This is a genomic window from Mixta sp. BE291 (assembly GCF_031457955.1).
Lineage (GTDB): Bacteria > Pseudomonadota > Gammaproteobacteria > Enterobacterales > Enterobacteriaceae > Mixta.
The window spans coordinates 221668-239225 of record NZ_JAVDXN010000004.1 but is presented as its reverse complement, the minus strand read 5'-3'; the positions used below and the strand labels follow the sequence as shown (position 1 = coordinate 239225).

14 protein-coding genes and 1 tRNA gene are annotated in these 17558 nt (G+C 53.2%); 2 read left to right on the top strand and 13 right to left on the bottom strand.

The window, feature by feature from the left end:
• Positions 1–72: 72 nt before the first annotated feature.
• The 12 genes from J2X14_RS11230 to J2X14_RS11175 form a co-directional block, all read right to left on the bottom strand.
• Positions 73–1116: a methyl-accepting chemotaxis protein gene (locus J2X14_RS11230; RefSeq protein WP_352411300.1), complete on the bottom strand. Its 1044-nt coding sequence runs from the start codon at positions 1114–1116 to the stop codon at positions 73–75.
• 373 nt (positions 1117–1489) lie between these two features.
• Entirely contained in the window at positions 1490–2494 is a 1005-nt protein-coding gene (gene dppF, locus J2X14_RS11225) for a dipeptide ABC transporter ATP-binding subunit DppF (RefSeq protein ID WP_352411299.1), read from the bottom strand.
• Positions 2484–3470, bottom strand: coding sequence for a dipeptide ABC transporter ATP-binding protein (gene dppD, locus J2X14_RS11220; RefSeq protein ID WP_352411298.1), 987 nt, complete (start codon positions 3468–3470; stop codon positions 2484–2486). The genes dppF and dppD overlap by 11 nt, the downstream gene beginning before the upstream one ends.
• 12 nt (positions 3471–3482) lie before the next feature.
• Complete coding sequence (dppC, locus tag J2X14_RS11215) at positions 3483–4385, bottom strand: dipeptide ABC transporter permease DppC (protein WP_352411297.1); 903 nt, start codon at positions 4383–4385, stop codon at positions 3483–3485.
• 9 nt (positions 4386–4394) lie between these two features.
• Positions 4395–5414, bottom strand: a complete 1020-nt coding sequence (gene dppB, locus J2X14_RS11210; RefSeq protein WP_352411296.1) for a dipeptide ABC transporter permease DppB — start codon at positions 5412–5414, stop codon at positions 4395–4397.
• Positions 5415–5647: 233 nt separating this feature from the next.
• Positions 5648–7258, bottom strand: coding sequence for a dipeptide ABC transporter periplasmic-binding protein DppA (gene dppA / locus J2X14_RS11205; RefSeq protein WP_352411295.1), 1611 nt, complete (start codon positions 7256–7258; stop codon positions 5648–5650).
• 797 nt (positions 7259–8055) lie between these two features.
• Positions 8056–8517 (bottom strand): lysozyme inhibitor LprI family protein, encoded by a 462-nt coding sequence (locus J2X14_RS11200; protein WP_352411294.1) that lies wholly within the window; start codon positions 8515–8517, stop codon positions 8056–8058.
• On the bottom strand, positions 8514–9443 hold the full coding sequence (locus J2X14_RS11195; protein WP_352411293.1) for a DUF8812 domain-containing protein: 930 nt from the start codon (positions 9441–9443) through the stop codon (positions 8514–8516). The genes J2X14_RS11200 and J2X14_RS11195 overlap by 4 nt, the downstream gene beginning before the upstream one ends.
• Before the next feature lie 194 nt (positions 9444–9637).
• A tRNA-Pro gene (locus J2X14_RS11190) sits at positions 9638–9714 on the bottom strand.
• A 106-nt stretch (positions 9715–9820) separates the two neighbouring features.
• Positions 9821–11512: a kdo(2)-lipid A phosphoethanolamine 7''-transferase gene (eptB, locus tag J2X14_RS11185; RefSeq protein ID WP_352411292.1), complete on the bottom strand. Its 1692-nt coding sequence runs from the start codon at positions 11510–11512 to the stop codon at positions 9821–9823.
• A gap of 289 nt (positions 11513–11801) precedes the next feature.
• Complete coding sequence (locus J2X14_RS11180; RefSeq protein ID WP_352411291.1) at positions 11802–12230, bottom strand: organic hydroperoxide resistance protein; 429 nt, start codon at positions 12228–12230, stop codon at positions 11802–11804.
• Between the two features lie 114 nt (positions 12231–12344).
• Positions 12345–12803: a MarR family winged helix-turn-helix transcriptional regulator gene (locus tag J2X14_RS11175; RefSeq protein WP_352411290.1), complete on the bottom strand. Its 459-nt coding sequence runs from the start codon at positions 12801–12803 to the stop codon at positions 12345–12347.
• A 67-nt stretch (positions 12804–12870) separates the two neighbouring features.
• Between J2X14_RS11175 and J2X14_RS11170 the strand changes: the two genes are divergently transcribed.
• Both J2X14_RS11170 and J2X14_RS11165 read left to right on the top strand, forming a co-directional pair.
• Positions 12871–13455 carry an HD domain-containing protein gene (locus tag J2X14_RS11170; RefSeq protein WP_352411289.1) on the top strand — a complete coding sequence of 195 codons (585 nt, stop codon included), beginning with the start codon at positions 12871–12873 and terminating at the stop codon, positions 13453–13455.
• 276 nt (positions 13456–13731) lie between these two features.
• The gene (locus J2X14_RS11165) at positions 13732–16887 is read left to right on the top strand and encodes a hypothetical protein (protein WP_352411288.1); all 3156 of its coding nucleotides are present in this window, start codon (positions 13732–13734) and stop codon (positions 16885–16887) included.
• Positions 16888–16941: 54 nt separating this feature from the next.
• On the opposite strand, the gene J2X14_RS11160 is transcribed toward J2X14_RS11165, so the two are convergent.
• Positions 16942–17238 carry an HTH-type transcriptional regulator gene (locus J2X14_RS11160; protein WP_352411287.1) on the bottom strand — a complete coding sequence of 99 codons (297 nt, stop codon included), beginning with the start codon at positions 17236–17238 and terminating at the stop codon, positions 16942–16944.
• Positions 17239–17558: the final 320 nt, after the last annotated feature.

The following is a 17558-nucleotide window of genomic DNA, read 5'->3' as shown; positions in this document are numbered from 1 at the left end:
TGCCTCACCGACTCTGCCTGATAACAGGTGAGCGGCGGCGAACAGTACGGGCTTTTTTAATGGCCGTCAGGCTCAGGTAATCTGCTCGGGTGTCATATGTTCAATCAGGCAATCAATAATGACGATAACCTGTGAGCTGGCCTCTTCCATTTTCCCCAGGAAGTTGGACATGGCTTTGATATCGTTCTGGCAAAAGGCCGTCAGCGCCGCGCGTCCGCTGTTATGCACCTCAGCATGCGGCCGTTCCAGCTGGCGAAACTTTTCGTTGCCGGCAAATAGCGCATGGCCTTCCCCTTCGTAATACCATTTGCCCAAACGACATTCATGGTGGGTGTTTACTTTGCCTTTTTTATCTTTATTGAACAGCAGGGAGTAGACCTGATGCTTCCAGACGATGTGATCGAGTTTGACCGTATTGAGAAACTGCTGCTGGGAAATAAAGCGGATAATGGATTGCATACGCGCGGAACGTTTGATCACCTCTTCTAACGCTGCGCAGGCTTCGTCAACCTCTTTTCTGACAATCACATGGGACTTAATCACGGTGGTGCAATTATCGGAAACCTGATCGGCTGAGCTTTTTATATTATTGGTGATTTTTTCAATCTTGGCTGACTGGCTTTTTACCTCTTCAGCCAGGCATTTCACCTCTTTTGACAGCACGGTAAAACCACGTCCCATGGTACCGACTCTGGCGGCCTCTATTGCGGAATTAATGGCCAGCAGATCGGTTTGGTTCGCCAGGCGATCAATATCGTTTACGCACTCTTTGATATCGTCTACCGATGCCTGCAGCGCCAGGCTGACGCCTTGGCCATTTTCCGCATGCTTTTCAAACTCACATAATTTCTGCATCAGCGCATGAATACAACTCTGGACGTACAGGTTCCTTTCATTAAGACGATCAATAATTTCCTGTTCTTTTTTCAGCTGCTCACTGGAATTAAGCAATGAGTTGCGAATAATTTCAATATTACTGCTGCCTGAAAGGAGGTTTTGGCAAATTTCTCTCTCATAAATGAAATTTGTATGGGTGGCGATAACGTCCTGCAATACCTCATTATGTTCTTTTACCGGCTTTCCCTTGCTTTTAAATAATCCAAACGCATAGTCCATGTTAAGCTCGCTTATCCATCCATTGATTTTTTAGCTATTACGCTTCATACCTTAACGGCCTTTTTATGAAATCTTAAGCTTAGATGTGGTAACACCTTGTTATCTATGATGCGCTGGCTCGAGCAAGTATAGGAGCTGATTTGTATAAAAAAGTAATTAAATCTAAAGAAGTTATTTTGAGAGGTTTCTCGCGCTGGTAAACAAAATAAATAGTAGCTGAAAATTATTAACCGGATAAATAGCGAAGCCAACCAGCATGAAAGCGTAAAAAACCAGGTTAATAACACATAATGTCATTTATGCGCGGTAAAAAAGCGTGGGTTATATAATAGAAAAACCCTGCAACGTGATATTGCAGGGTTTAATGCGGGTTTTAACCTACCTTTTGCTGCTCATCCTGATCGACGGCGAAGCAGGCAATCTGCTGGTCGCCATACTGTTTCAGCTGCGGCTGTAGCTGTACGCAGGTGCCGAAGCGACGACGACAGCGCGCGTTAAAGGCGCAGCCTGGCGGCGGATTAAGCGGGCTGGGCAGCTCGCCGGTCAGCTTGATACGTTCGCGACGATCGTCCGGGTTGAGACGCGGCGTAGCGGAAAGCAGTGCCTGGGTATAAGGATGGCGCGGATTAGAGAAAATCGCCTCTTTAGAGCCTCTCTCCACGCAGCGCCCCAGATACATCACCATCACCTCATCGGCAATATGCTCCACCACCGACAAATCATGCGAGATAAAGACATAGGAAAGCCCCATCTCCTGCTGCAAATCCATCATCAGGTTCAACACCTGAGCGCGCACCGATACATCCAGCGCCGAAACCGGTTCATCGGCAATCAACACATCAGGATCCAGCATCAGGCCGCGCGCGATGGCGATACGCTGCCGCTGCCCGCCGGAAAACATATGCGGATAGCGATCGTAATGCTCGGTCTTCAGTCCGACTTTTGCCATCATCTCCAGCGTTTTTTCCCGGCGCTCCGCTTTGCTGAGCGAGGTATTGATCAGCAGCGGCTCTTCAAGGATTTGGCTGACTTTTTTACGCGGATTCAGCGAGCCGTACGGGTTTTGAAACACGATTTGGATTTTCTGCCGACGCAGCGACTGCGCGTCGCGGTCGTGCTTCAGCAGATCCTGACCGTGCCAGAACAGCTGTCCTTCGGTTGGCGTTTCAATCATCGTTAACAGGCGGCCAAGCGTGGATTTCCCGCAGCCCGACTCGCCGACGACCGCCAGCGTTTTCCCGCGTTCAAGGTTAAATGAGACGCCGTCCAGCGCCTTCACCAGCCGCGGCTGGCCGAAAAGTCCCTTCTTCACCGGATAGTGCTTTTTCAGGTCGATAGCCTGCAGCAAATATTGCTGTTCTTGAGTTTCAGGACGCATAAGTTGGTCTCCCGGCATCATCCAGCGGATAGTGACATTTGGACTGACGCCCCGGAATATCACGGAGTTCAGGTTCTTCCACCCGGCAATGGTCGGTGGCATAGGGGCAGCGCGGATTCAGCAGGCAGCCGCTGGGACGGTCATATTTCCCCGGTACCACGCCGGGCAGCGAAGCCAGACGCGCTTTATCTACGGCAAATTCCGGCAGCGCGCGCAGCAGCGCCTGGGTATAAGGATGGCGCGGCGCTTTGAATATATCGCTCGCCTTACCCGTTTCCACCACCTGTCCGGCATACATCACGATGATGTGCTGCGCCGCTTCCGCCACCAGCGCCAGATCGTGCGTAATCAGGATCAGCGCCATGTTCTCTTGCTTTTGCAGCTCAAGCAGCAGCTCGATAATCTGCGCCTGGATAGTCACGTCCAGCGCGGTGGTCGGCTCATCGGCAATCAGCAGGCGAGGACGACAGGCGATCGCCATGGCGATCATCACGCGCTGGCTCATGCCGCCGGAAAGCTGGTGCGGATAGACATCAAGCCGTGATTCGGGATCGGGAATTCCCACCTGGTTCAACAAATCGATGGCGCGCTGGCGTCGGGTACGGCGGTTGCCGCCCTGATGCACCTTAATCGCTTCCATAATCTGATAACCCACGGTGTAGCACGGGTTCAGGCTGGTCATGGGATCCTGGAAAATCATCGCCACTTCCGAGCCGACCAGCTGACGCCGCTCTTTCTCAGAGATGCGTTTCAGATCGCGCTGGTTGAACTCCAGCTTGTCCGCCATGACGCGGCCGGGATAATCAATCAGACCCATAATCGCCAGTGAACTCACCGACTTGCCCGAGCCGGATTCACCCACGATACCGACAACCTGCCCCTGTTCGACCTGGTAACTAATGCGGTCAACCGCACGGAAAGGTGCTTTTTCTTCGCCGAAATGCACCGACAGTTTTTCTATATTTAATAACGCCATCTCGGTGCCTCTTTACTGCTTGAGTTTCGGGTCGAGCGCATCACGCAAGCCATCGCCCATCAGGTTAAATGCCAGAACCGTCAACAGGATCACCAGCCCCGGGAAAGTAACCACCCACCAGGCGCTTTGCGCATACTGCAGAACATCGGAAAGCATGGTGCCCCACTCCGGCGTTGGCGGCTGCGCGCCCATACCGAGAAAGCCCAACGCCGCCATATCCAGAATCGCGTTGGAAAAGCCCAGCGACGCCTGCACGATCAGCGGAGCCAGACAGTTAGGCAGGATGTTGATAAACATCTGACGCAGGGTGCCCGCACCCGCCACGCGCGAAGCGGTCACGTAATCGCGGTTGATCTCCACCATCACCGCGGCGCGGGTCAGACGGATATAGTGCGGCAAGGCTACGAAGGTCAGCGCCAGCGAGGCGTTAACAATCGATGGACCAAAAATCGCCACCAGCACCAGCGCCAGCAGCAGGCTCGGCAGCGCCAGCATAATATCCACCAGACGCATAATGGTGGCGTCCACCGCGCCGCCCACGTAGCCCGCCAGCAGGCCGAGGATGACGCCGAGGATCAGCGACAGCAGCACCACCAGACAGCCAACCAGCAGCGACAGCCGTGCGCCGTACATCAGACGCGACAGCACATCGCGGCCGACGTCGTCAGTACCGAGGATATACTGCCAACTGCCGCCTTCCTGCCATACCGGCGGATGCAGCAGCGCATCGCGGAACTGCTCAGCCGGGCCGTGCGGCGCCAGCAAGCCAGCGAAAATCGCCAGCGTCACCATAATCACGATATAGACCAGGCCAACCACCGCGCCTTTGTTGCGTTTAAAGTAGTGCCAGAACTCCTGAAACGGGGTCATTGGCTTGGGTGCAGCGCTTACGCCGCCCGGATTAATAACAGACATAGCGCCCCCTTATTTTTTGTGTCGGATGCGTGGATTCACCACGCCATAAAGCAGATCAACCAGCAGGTTAACCAGAATGATCAGTGTGGCGACCATCAGCACCCCACCCTGCACCACCGGATAATCGCGACGCTGCAAGGCTTCAATCAGCCAGCGTCCCAGGCCCGGCCAGGAGAAGATCGTTTCGGTAAGAATCGCACCGGCCAGCAGCGTACCGATTTGCAGGCCAATAACGGTCACCACCGGCAGCATCGCGTTACGCAGCGCATGGACGATAATCACGCGCATCCGCGTCAGGCCTTTGGCGCGCGCGGTGCGAATATAGTCTTCGCCCAGCACTTCCAGCATGGACGAGCGCGTCATACGCACAATCACCGCCAGTGGAATGGTGCCCAGCACGATAGCAGGCAGAATCATATGCATGACCGCATCGTGGAAATCGCCCGGTTCACCCCAAATCAGCGTGTCGATCAGCATAAAACCGGTCAACGGCTGGGTATCATCAAGGAACACCGCATCGCCTAATCGTCCCGATACCGGCGTCAGGTTAAGCTGCACCGAAACCAGCATGATCAGCATAATGCCCCACCAGAAAATCGGCATTGAGTAGCCGGTCAGGGAGATGCCTACTGCGGTATGGTCGAAAATGGAGCCGCGTTTTACCGCCGCCAGCACGCCAACCGGGATGCCAATCGCAACGGCAAACAGCATGGCGCAGATGCCCAGCTCCAGCGTGGCCTTAAAGCGCGGCACAAATTCATCCCATACCGGCGTACGGCTTTTCAGGGAAATGCCGAGGTCGCCATGCAGCACGCCATTAATGTAGGTGAGATATTGTTTCCACAGCGGCTGATCCAGCCCCAGCTGGGCCATAAGCTGTGCGTGACGTTCGGGAGAGATCCCGCGCTCGCCTGCCATGATCAACACCGGATCGCCAGGGATCAGGTGCACGAAGGCGAACGTTAACAAGGTAATACCGATAAACGTTGGGATCACCAGACCCAAACGTCGGAATATGAACTGCAGCATAATCCGGTTTCTCTATTTTTATCCCACCACTCAGGGCGGGTTTTGCTCACATCCTGCGCTGGCGTAAAGCCAGCCGCGACGCAAGAAATTGCGCCTTAGCCATTTTTTCGTCCGGGAAAGGGGATGAAAACGCTTCAGCCCACAGATATCGCCGTCGGGCTGTCGCTGCCTGTGGCATCACAGACAGCGACAGCGACGTGATTTATCAGGCCAGACGCTGCTGGCCCGGTAGATTATTCAGCGATATCGACGTTAACGAAGTAGTGACCACCCAACGGATCGACTACGTAGTTAGAGACTTTTTTACTTACCGGCTCATAAACCGTGGAGTGCGCGATAATCAGCGCGGGCGCCTGATCGTGCATCACTACCTGAGCCTGTTTGTAAAGCTGAATACGTTTTTCATGATCGTCGGTGGCACGCGCCGGTTGAATCAAATCTTCAAACGACTTATCGCACCAGCGCGAGTAGTTAGAGCCATCTTTCGCCGCCGCACAGCTAAACAGGGTGGCGAAGAAGTTATCCGGATCCCCGTTGTCGCCGGTCCAGCCCATCATTACCGTCTGATGTTCGCCATCTTTGGCGCGCTTCAGATATTCGCCCCACTCATAGGTTACGATCTTGGCTTTCACGCCGATTTTCGCCCAGTCCGCCTGAATCATCTCCGCCATACGGCGCGCGTTCGGGTTATAAGGACGCTGTACCGGCATTGCCCACAGGTCGATAGCGAAGCCATCAGCCATGCCCGCTTCTTTCAGCAGTTCTTTGGCTTTAGCCGGATCGTAAGGGTAATCCTGCACCGCATCGTTATAGCCCCACATAGTTGGCGGGATCAGGTTTTTAGCGGACTGACCGGCGCCCTGGTAAACGGCATCGATAATGGCATTTTTGTTGACCGCCATGGTCAGCGCCTGGCGCACTTTCAGGTTATCCAGCGGCTTTTTCTCGACGTTAAACGAGAGATAGCCGACGTTCAGGCCAGGCTGCTCCATCAGGTTGATGTTTTTGTCCTGCTTCATGCGGGCAATATCTGCCGGGTTTGGATACGGCATCACCTGACATTCGCCTTTTTGCAGCTTGGCGTAACGCACCGAGGCATCCGGCGTGATAGAGAACACTAACCGATCGATTTTTGGCTTGGTGCCCCAGTATTCGGCGTTGGCTTTATACAGGATGCGGGAATCTTTTTGGTACTGCAGCAGCTGGAACGGGCCGGTGCCAACCGGATTAAGATCCACTTTTTCCGGTGTCCCCGCCTGCAGCATTTTATCGGCATATTCCGCAGAGAGAATCGATGCGAAATCCATGCCCAGGTCAGCCAGGAATGGGGCTTCCTGACGCGTCAGGGTAAAGCGCACGGTATAGTCATCCACCTTCTCGATTTTGCTGATCAGGTTGGGCATATCCATGCCTTCGAAATATTCGTAGTTACCGCCGGAAACGCCGTGGTATTTGTTGTTTTTATCGAGCTGACGCTCAAAGGTAAACACCACATCATCCGCATTAAAATCGCGGGTGGGTTTGAAATCTTTGGTGGTGTGCCACTTCACGCCTTTACGCAGGTGGAAAGTGTAGGTTTTGCCATCTTCGCTGACATCCCACTTCTCAGCCAGCGCCGGATGCAGTTCGGTCGTACCGATAGTGAACTCAACCAGACGGTTATACACCTGGCGGGAGCTGGCATCGTAAGTGGTACCGGAGGTAAACAGCTGCGGGTTAAACCCTTCTGGCGATCCTTCTGAACAATAAACCAGAGTTTTTGCCTGAACGCTAACGGCAACGGTCATCGCTATCAGGCTCAGGCCGACCTTTAGCACCCCTGATTTAGCCAAGGAAATACTCATGCTTATGCTCCAATCTGTGATGTGTGTTATGCGCGTATGCCCGGCCTGTGTTTTTTTTGTGCAGCCGGTGCGGGCTGGGAGATAAGTGGTGGCGGGTGGTTCTGACAGTGCAAAAGCTATCAGAAGAATCTGCTTCCCTTACTCCGGTGAAACATCAATTTGTCAACAGAATGAAAGAACGTCAATACAGATATGAGGTATTTACACAGAGTGTGAGAAACAGCAAGCAAACATAAAAAAAACCATTCGATAACAAAACCAGTTGGAAAATTTGTAGCAAGCGGCTTTAACCTTATAAATATCGGGTGATAAACGCGCAGGCCAGCAGGTTTAACCGCAAAAAAACGATTAAAATTTATCGTTGAACGCTGCATAACTGAACGATTAGCGAGCTGTTCAGGCAAAGAGCTAGCTAAAAATGCTGCGATATCGGCATAAGAAAACGGCAATATGCACTATTCGGTCATAAGTTATGCGTCGAGCGAATTAAGCGAACAGGCCAGATTTGACGCTGAGCACCAGCGTAAAAGCGCGGTTAATGCCGCTTTTCTGTCGCAGACAGAGCCTGAAGGGCAAAAGATGATGTTATGGCTTGAGCGCGGGTCATAACTTTAGGTGATAGGCACAGCTGTTATAAATGGGGTGAGTGGCGTTCTTTTTCAGGACTGTTTTGGCCATCATCTTCTGAAAGATAAAACATTTTTATTTCATCAATTCGGCGCTGATTCATATTAATATGGCAGCGCGCTTGTACTTCACCATAAGCATGCGTATTTTCTTCAGGAGCGGCTTATATACTAGTTATTACCTGTTAAAAAGTAGCTCTCCAGCTCATCAATCCTGCTTTTATTGAGATTGATAATACACTGGCTCATGGCAACGTTCCGGCTACTTGCCCATTCTCCCATCAAACTAACCGCTGCCAGACATAGATCGTCCCTGGATTTTATCCAGGCGTTCTGGGAAGCGCTTAGATGCTGTAAAAAAACCCGAGCGATAGTTTCGCCATCTTCATCATTAAGATGGTAAGGATCGTCGAAATTTTTCCTGATATGTTCTTTTAGCTTATTTAACTGAGACTGCATCGCCTTTTCAGCGGCTTCACGTTTAGCCTCCATACAACCTGCAGGCGTAACAGAATTTTCTGCCCTTTTACTGCCATCATAACAAAACTGAATTTCTTCACCTGTATCAGGACTTTCAGCTAACGACACAAATGAAACGAGACACAGGGAAAAGATAAAATATATTTTTTTCATAAATAACCTATTCTTTTTCTTTCCTTTTCAAACTGCATATAACGCGGTGTATTCTTTATAAGCTTTTTCAATTCATCTTTATCATTACTGGCAACAGCTTTTACCAGCTGCGTAATATCATCAACACCCTGATAAACGATATCAATATAAACATCTTTTATTTTTGAATCGATTGCCTCCCAGCTAACAGCATCCGGGATAATCTGGAGCTTCTTTGTATGTCTAAAGTAGTAACCTTTAGCCAGGCTAACATACTGGGGATAAATCACGTCAAACAGCCGTATCTGCTGCTGATGGGTAATCTCGCCAATCATCGGACCAAACACCGTGACAAACTGCTCTGCTGTCCTGCCGCTCAGGCCCGTTGCGCGGGAGCAGATCACCGCCTTATGCTCTTCCAGGCCAGCCTGACGCAGCGTGCTGTAGATTTCTCCGGCGCTGCGCATTTTCATATCAAAGCCGCGTCCTAACGTCACGCCAGAATGGCCCCCAGGCCAGTGCAGCACGCGGGAAAACCAGGGCGTTGGCCCGGCGCGAAAAGGCACCACAACGGTGCGGTAGTCCCGCCCTTCGTTATCAAAAGTGAACTGCCCCTGACTTACTCGCAACAAACCGCCGGCCTCATGCAACTGGTTATCAGGCGACATCGCAGTTAACGCATCCATAAAGTAAACGGAAAGCGGCGTAACCAGTCCGGAAGGTGAAAGGTTAAGCAGGCGCTGATACCAGCGTATCGCTTCTACCGTCTGCTGACCGCAGATGCCATCGACAGAAAGCTGGCGTCCGGTAGCCAGCCGGTAACCGGCATTCATCACCATCCGCTGTAGCTTTTTCACTTCGCTGGCCTGATTGGTGCCGCAGGTTCCCACCGATGTAAACAGACGGTCAGGATGCAGCACCATGGGATCATGGTATTTTCTGCGCATGGAAATCCTTTTCTGTGCCGTTCGCCGTTGATAAAAATGGTGAACGCAGCGGGGCAGAAAGGCGTTATCGCAGAGAGCGGAAATCTGAAACGTGACGGAAGAGAAAAAGCAGAGGTTTTGAGCCAGGTCTTATAAAGATTGCTGCGGGCCTGAAACGCAAAAACCCCAGTCATTGCTGACTGGGGCTGGGGATTTGGTCGGCGAGAGAGGATTTGAACCTCCGACCCACACGTCCCGAACGTGTTGCGCTACCAGGCTGCGCTACTCGCCGATGGGGGCGCATCTTACTGAGGTCGCCATCAGGCGTCAATGACTTTTTTATACAGCGCGCATTAACTGTATGAAAAGCATTCACTCAGGCGGGATGCGCCTGCCGGTTAACTTTTGCTGGTTGCGGCCGCCGCAGGTGCCTGACACCAGTTGTTAGCCGCCTTGATACCGCCATCCGGCGAGGTATAGCCCAGACAGCCAAGAATAGTATCGAAGAACTCGACATGGCGATGGGTTTTCCCGATACGCTGCTGCGCCTGCAAACGCTCAAAAGCCTGCTTGTTGTGCGGGTCCGCCAGATATTGGTCGGATGCCCAGACGATCATCGGCACGCGGAACTGTTCCGGCGGCGCCATTTCGCGCGGCGTACCGTGCAGATGCATGTTATCGCTGATTGATTCCCCGTGATCGGAGGCGTAGAACACAATCGCTTTCTTATCGCGTAGTTGGTCGTACACGCTGTCTAATACGGTATCGGTATAAAGTACTGAGTTATCAAATGCATTAATCAGCTGAGCTTTGCTGCACTCATTGTCCACACCCATACACTCCGGCGTATAGCGCGCATAGCTGCGCGGATAACGCTGGGAATAAAGGTAATGTGACCCTTTAGTATGCAGCACCACCAAGTGTTTGCCGTTCGGATGGCGATCGAGAGAGGCTTTCAGCTCCGGGATCAGCAGCATGTCATCCACCGGTTTGCCCTGGTTACGCGGCTCTGAACCAATCTGCTCACGGAAGGCAAAGTTGTCGGCATGGGTGTTATCGTAAAACCACACTTCGCTCTGCATCGCGAACAGCTCTGAGCTAAAGCCCAGCGATTTCAATACCGCGAAGATGTTCTCTTCTTTCAGCGTGCGGCCAGGGTTATCCATGGTGCCGCCTTCGCGCACAAACATACAGCGCAGCGAGAGCTTCGTGGCGGTATCGCAGGACTCGCCGCGGAAAGCCACGACGTTCTTTTCATGGGAGAGTTTGGGCGTGGTGTCGCGCTCGTAGCCCAGCAGCCCCATATGATCCCAACGGGTGGTTTCGCCAATCACAAACACCACGTAGGTATCATCAATGCCTGCTGGCGCAACATAGGTGAATTTTTTCGCCGGATCGAATAGCTCTTGCCCGTCAACGGTCTCATCGATACGCGTCCAGGCAAACAGCCCCAGCGCCGACAGCCAGTTAGACGGCAAATAGGAGTGCGCGACCACGCCGCCGTAGCTGGGCAAATCAATATTCGTGATCTCTTCGTTCGCTTTTTGCAGCTTGTCGAAATAGCGAATCGGCAGCCAGACCAGCGCGACGGCCAGCAACATAATGACAACGGGTTTAAGCCGCTGGCCTGGCGTTTTGAGCTGTTCGATTAACGTCAGGCTCAGGCGGTTACGCCAAATCATCAACAGTGGCAGCGCGCTAACCAGCACCATCCATACGATAAACCGGTAACCCACCACCTCTTTAGAGAGATCGATATCGGTGGTCATGACTGAAGCGACAATGCCGTAGCCAATGACCACATTAAAAAAGGCCATGTAGTAGCCAGCGGCCACGGAAATCAGCACCAGCATAGTAGCCAGAATGCGGTAAAACAGCTTTCCGCCCAGCGACAACAAACGCATCAGGAAAAAAGTCAGCAGCACAATAGCGACGACTTCTGCTACCGCGGAAAGCCAGTCAGAAAAAGTAGATTTGCTGAGAAAAGGATCAAAGCGACGATAAAATATGGGGAGATTCAGCAAAATGCCAATGTAGAGCGACAGCAAAAGAGAGAGTTTTTGCTGAGTAAGCGATTTTATATAATTCATTCGACCTTCTATATTCCTGGCGACACAGTTACTTTACGAGCCTTTTTCAGACCGCTTCGATGCGCCAGAGTTCTTACCGGTAATCGCATTATTCATTTTGAGTGATGAACAAGAAGTTTCTGAGCGGAAAACGGAGCCTTTTCCGGTGAAGCGCGCGTAGTTAAGCACAATTAGCCGACTGGATCAGCGAAATTTCGCCATCGTGACGAGAAAGCGCACCGTTAGTGAATCTGCAGAAAGGGAATATAAAAGGGCGAACGCGCAAAAAGGCGCGTTCGCAAAGCCGTAATCAGTTGATGATGTTCAGCGTAACATCAATATTATCGCGGGTAGCATTGGAGTAAGGACAAACGATATGCGCCGCGTCGACCAGCTTCTGCGCTTCCGCCTGATCCATCTCCGGCAGATGGATATTCAATGTCGCTTCAATACCGAAACCGGTCGGCAACGGACCGATGCCCACTTCGCCTTCGATAAAAGCCTCTTTCGGCATCGCGATTTTATCGCGCGCGGCCACAAACTTCATGGCGCCCAGGAAACAGGCTGAGTAACCGGCGGCAAACAGCTGCTCCGGGTTAGTCGCTTCACCGCCTGCGCCGCCCATCTCTTTCGGTACGCCCAGTTTCACGTCCAGCACGCCGTCAGAAGAGGTAGCGCGACCATCACGTCCGCCCGTGGCTTTTGCTTTTGCCCGATAGATGACTTTTTCTAATGACATAGGTGACCCCTTTAGTTGGTTTATTCGCGATTAAATCGCGGGCTATTTAATTAACCCGGCATGATAGATCTTAGTTGCTTCAGCCGCCTTTGCCAGCCACTGAAGCGTGCAACGCTAACGGATAAGGTTATCGCGTAACCTGTTCAGCTGCGTTTTCATATCCTGTAGCGTGGCGACATCGCACTCCGCAGCACAGAACACCGCCTCAGGAATGCTCAGGGCTTTTTCCCGTAGCGCCCGTCCCTGCTCGGTGAGCGTCACCACTACCTGCCGTTCATCCTGACGCGAGCGCTGGCGCAAAACCAGTCCGGCCGCTTCCAGCCGTTTTAGCAACGGCGTCAATGTCGCGGAATCGAGAAACAGACGTTCGCCGATATCGGACACCGTCACATCATCGCGTTCCCACAGCACCAGCATCACCAGATATTGTGGATAGGTGATATCGAGCTGCGTCAGCAGCTGTCGGTAAAGCTTGTGCATCGCCAGATTCGCGGAATAGAGCGCGAAACAGAGTTGGCTATCCAACGACAGTGGCGCACTCAAAGCTTTTTTGTCATCTTGATGTGTACTCATGCGTGACAATTTAAATTGCGCGCTACATAATTGCAAGCGATATTTAAATCCGCCAGGGGAGGTAAACATGCAATCACTGGAAGAACAGGCAAGGCGCTATGCCACCGAGGTTCATGCTGCTGCCGGGCAACGGCGCAAATATACCGATGAGCCTTATATTGTTCATCCTGCCGCGGTCGTGGAGCTGGTACGCAGCGTGACAGGTAATGAACATATGCTGGCCGCCGCCTGGCTGCATGACACCGTGGAAGATACCGGCACCACGCTGGAAGATATCAGGCAGCAGTTTGGGCCTGACGTTGCCGAACTGGTCGCCATGCTAACCGATAAAAAGCAGCCGCAGGCCAAAAACCGCACGGCGCGTAAAGTGGCGCATTTTCGTCATACCGCCTCTGCCGCGCCGGACGCGCAGACCATTAAGCTGGCGGATATTATCGATAATACGCGCGCCATCGTGCAGTACGACCCGCATTTCGCCCGCATCTATCTGGTGGAAAAGCAGGTGCAGATTGGCCTGTTACAGCAGGGCGACGCCACGCTTTGGCAGCAGGCGCAAACCACTATTGCGCAGGGCATGGCGCAACTGCGCGCAAAGCCCTACAACGTGCCGGAAGCCTGGTTTATGCGTCAGGCGGCAAAATATGCGTTATAAGCGAGCCGCTACGCTGGCATAAGCCATAATCCAGCTAAGGCAATTCTGATAATCACGCTGCGTTATTGATGCCAGGGAAAAATAGAGCACCTCCCTTTTTCTGGCGATAAAACAATCAATGACGCAGGTGACATCCGATTATTCACGGAATTATTTTTTGACTTAAGCCCATATATCAGCCGCTTATGCCACTAAAAATAGCGTGCTTGCCGCAAAGCGCTTGATTATATCTGGTATCGCTCGTCCAACCTCAACCCTGCATACGAGACGATAATCATGAGCAAAAAAGCTTCCGCTAGTGACTATGGCTACGAACCCTCTGACACTAAACCCCCTTCTCTCACGGTTAATCCGCTGTTCGGCGATGGCTTTACCGCCGACACGCCCGCTTATTATTACGCCGCCGTTACGCTTTCTGGCACCGCGCGCAATGTAGAGAGCGGCAATTATGTCCAGGTTACCCTTAACGGCCAGTCCTGGCAGGGGCTGGTAGACAGAAACGGCGAATGGAGCATCCCGCTGCCGCCATCAACCATTACCCGTATGGCGAGTGATACCGGTGACGCGCATGACCTGGTGGTCAGCGTCACCAATAACCAGGGCCAGTCCAGCGAGGAAATCCGTCAGGTTACCGTTTTTGATATGTTCGACGGGCGCTCGGCGGGCATCGGTATTAACCCTATTGCTGGCAACGATGAAATTATTGGCCGGGAAAAAATGAACGGCCAGGTGATCTCTGGTCTGGTGGACAATGCGCCAGATGGCGCGCTGGTTACCGTCACGCTGGAGGGGAAAAGCTGGCAGGTGCCGGTGGATGCCAACGGCACCTGGAGCGTAACCCTGACCTCGGAGGAGATAAAGGCGCTGACGCCCGGCGAGCACACGATTAACGTTCAGGTGCCCGGCGAATACGATGGCTCGATAACCTCCGTTGACCGCACCTTTAACGTCACGAAAGATAAAGGCACCGCTTATGCGGCCGAAATCGCTATCAACAGCATTTCTGGTGATGATTTACTGACGGCGACGGAGCAGCAAAGCAGCCTGATGGTCAGCGGCACCACCGCCAACGTGGCCAGCGGTAAAGAGATCTGGGTGCAGCTGGGCGACGATATCTATGCGGCTACGGTAAAAAACAACCGCTGGCAGGTAGAGATCCCGGCAGAAGATCTGGCCCCGCTGCAAAACGGCTCCGCCACACTGCTCGCCTCGGTAAGAGATTTACATGAAACCGCCACCGCGGTGCGTGAGTTTACCGTTGGTGAATCCCTAACCATGCCCTATATCACCCTGGATGCGCCTTACGATAATTACAGCGCGGTAGATCTTGAGTGGAGCATGTTAACGGCGGTGTTGTCCGGGAAAGTCACCAACGTGGCGGCAGGCAGCTACCTGAACGTCACGTTTGGCGATCTGCATTATCAGGCGCGCGTGGATGAAAACGGAGAATGGCGACTGCCTGTCGCGCCGAACGATCTGCTGACGCAAACGCCCGGTGCGGTGCCGCTGGTGTTAAGCATCACCAATGAGCGGGGCGAGACCGGTGAACTCAGCAAAACCGTCTATTACAGCGGTATCGACACCGGCAATGATACCCAGGTGGTGATTAATCCCGTTTCAGGCGATGACATTATTGGCGCGCGTGAAAAACAGACGGATCTGATTATTACCGGCGATAGCCTGAATGTGCCGGACGGGCAAAGCATTGAGCTGCGCTTTCCCGATGCGCTACCGGGCTTTGTCTTTATCGGTCATATCGATCAAAACGGTGAGTGGCGCGCCGCCATCCCCGCCGATCAGCTCAACGCGTTACCGGCGGGCGAGGTGCGTATAGAAGTCACGCTTCCAGGCGACGATCAGTGGAGCAACCCCGGTAGCCCGCCGCTTCCCGACGGTTACTGGATTACCATTGGCGCGGGCAGCGACACGGAAAATGTCGCTGCCCTGACCATCGATTCGCTGGAGGATTATGGCCGCCTGACGCTGGATCAGCTCAATGGCCTGACGGTCAGCGGTAGCGCAACCAACGTGGCCGATGGCAGCGAAGTCTGGCTGCAGGCGGGCGACTGGGCCTGGACCGGCGAAGTGCATCAGGGCCAGTGGCAGGTCACCATTCCGGCCGATAACGTGCCTGACCTCAGCGTCGGCGGCGTGATTTTTGAAGCTTCGGTGCGCAACCATGCCAACGGCGACGGTGCCAGCGATACGGTACTGATTAACCTTGACCCGGCGGTGCCGCCGGAGGGCAATTACGTGAGGCTCGATCCGGTCTGGGGCGATGATGTCATTACCCGCTCTGATGCCCTTGGGCCTGACTATCTGGTTACCGGTACCTTTACCGGCAACGATGTGAGCAATATTAGCGTGACGCTAAACGGCAAAAGCTGGAACGCGCAGGTGACCAACGGCAGCTGGATGGTCTGGATACCGGATCAGGCGATCCGCGAACTGCCGGAAGGCCAGATACCGTTGCAGGTACGCTGGGGCGAGCTAAGCGACAGCACCACCTTAACGGTCAATAACGCTCCAGAAGCGCCGTTATTTGGCGCCACGCTGGATGTGGTGGACGGTCAAAACCTGATTAATTCTTTCGTGGCGTTCGATGATGGGCTTAACCTCAGCGGCGGCGTGCTGGACGCCAGCATCACGCCGTTGGGCACGCGCGTAGACGTTGAATTTCACAACAAACATTATCAAACGGAACTGACCGGCGAGGCGGGCAATCCGCGCTGGAGTCTGACGATTCCTGCTGAAGATATGCGCCAGCTGAACAGTTATGACACACAAATCGTCAAGGTCACGCTGGGTGAGCCAGGCCAGCATAATGTGGTTACCGCCCGGGAACTGGAATTCACTGAAGATGACGGCAGCAGCGCCTATACGCCGCAGATGGTGATCAATCCGCTGGATGACAACGTTATCGACCAAAACGAAGTGGACGATACGCTGGTGATCAGCGGCACCACCCGCTATTTCTGGACCGATCAGCAGGTGGTAGTCACGCTGGACGATCTGCGTTGGGAAACCACCACCGACAGCAGCGGTCACTGGAAAATCGCCGTTCCCGCCGGGGAGCTGGCGGATATCGCCGACGGCGATCACCTGTTACAGGCGGGCATCTATTTTAACGATCCCGACGCCGGGGAATGGTCGATTGCCAATGAAACGGTGGTGACGTTCGCTACCGGACAAGCTGACGACGCGTGGGACGCGTTGGGATTAAGCGGCGGGCAGGAGTCGATCGCCGCGTTGCTGGAGGCCACAGAAAATAACGAGAGCCCGGCGCTGGAAACAGCAACGGCAACGGCGGCCTTACCGGCGGCAGCCGACAATCTTTGGGCAACGGCTGCGCGTAGCGATTTGGATATTGCGCCGTATACGCCGCCCGCCGCGCCTCATCTGGAAGCGTTGCTGCTGCAGCATCCCGCTTAACCACACGCATAAAAAAACCCGCCAACCGGCGGGTTTTCTTTCATGCTGTGTCAATCAGTCGAGCAGCTGTCGGCCCAGATAAGGGTTCGAATGCAGCAGCTGCATCAGCTTTTGGGCGCTGCCTGACGGGCGGGTGCGTCTCGCTTCCCAACTTTTTACTGAAGAGACGCTCACGCCCATCACGCGGGCAAATTCATCAATTTTCATACCGGTCAATTCGCGCAGGCGTTGTGGTTCTGGCACTGAAACCGTTTCTTGTTGCTGCGCTAAAGAAGCACTGACGACATTCCGTGTTAATACAATTTGTTCAAGACTGCTAAGTAACTCAACCATGGGGTCTTTTACTTCCATAGCAAACTCCTAAAACTCACTTTGAACAACGTGAAGGAAGACAGAGATAAGAGCCTAAAGCCCAGGCTCAGAATGCCGGTTTGTTGCATTATGAAAGGGGCAGAACTGTGCAACGTAAATCGGGAATTTAATTATTAGACGATTGTGGGCGTTTTGCCGCCCAATTTTTGAAAATATTTCGATCTTGCTTCCAGGCCTTAACCTTGCTGCCAACGGGCGCGTGACCTGGCCTGGATCCTGCTTAAAATAGCCCGGCACTGATAAAAAACGGCTAACTTCACGATAATTCGCGATTAATTTATTCCTGCCCATATTCAGCT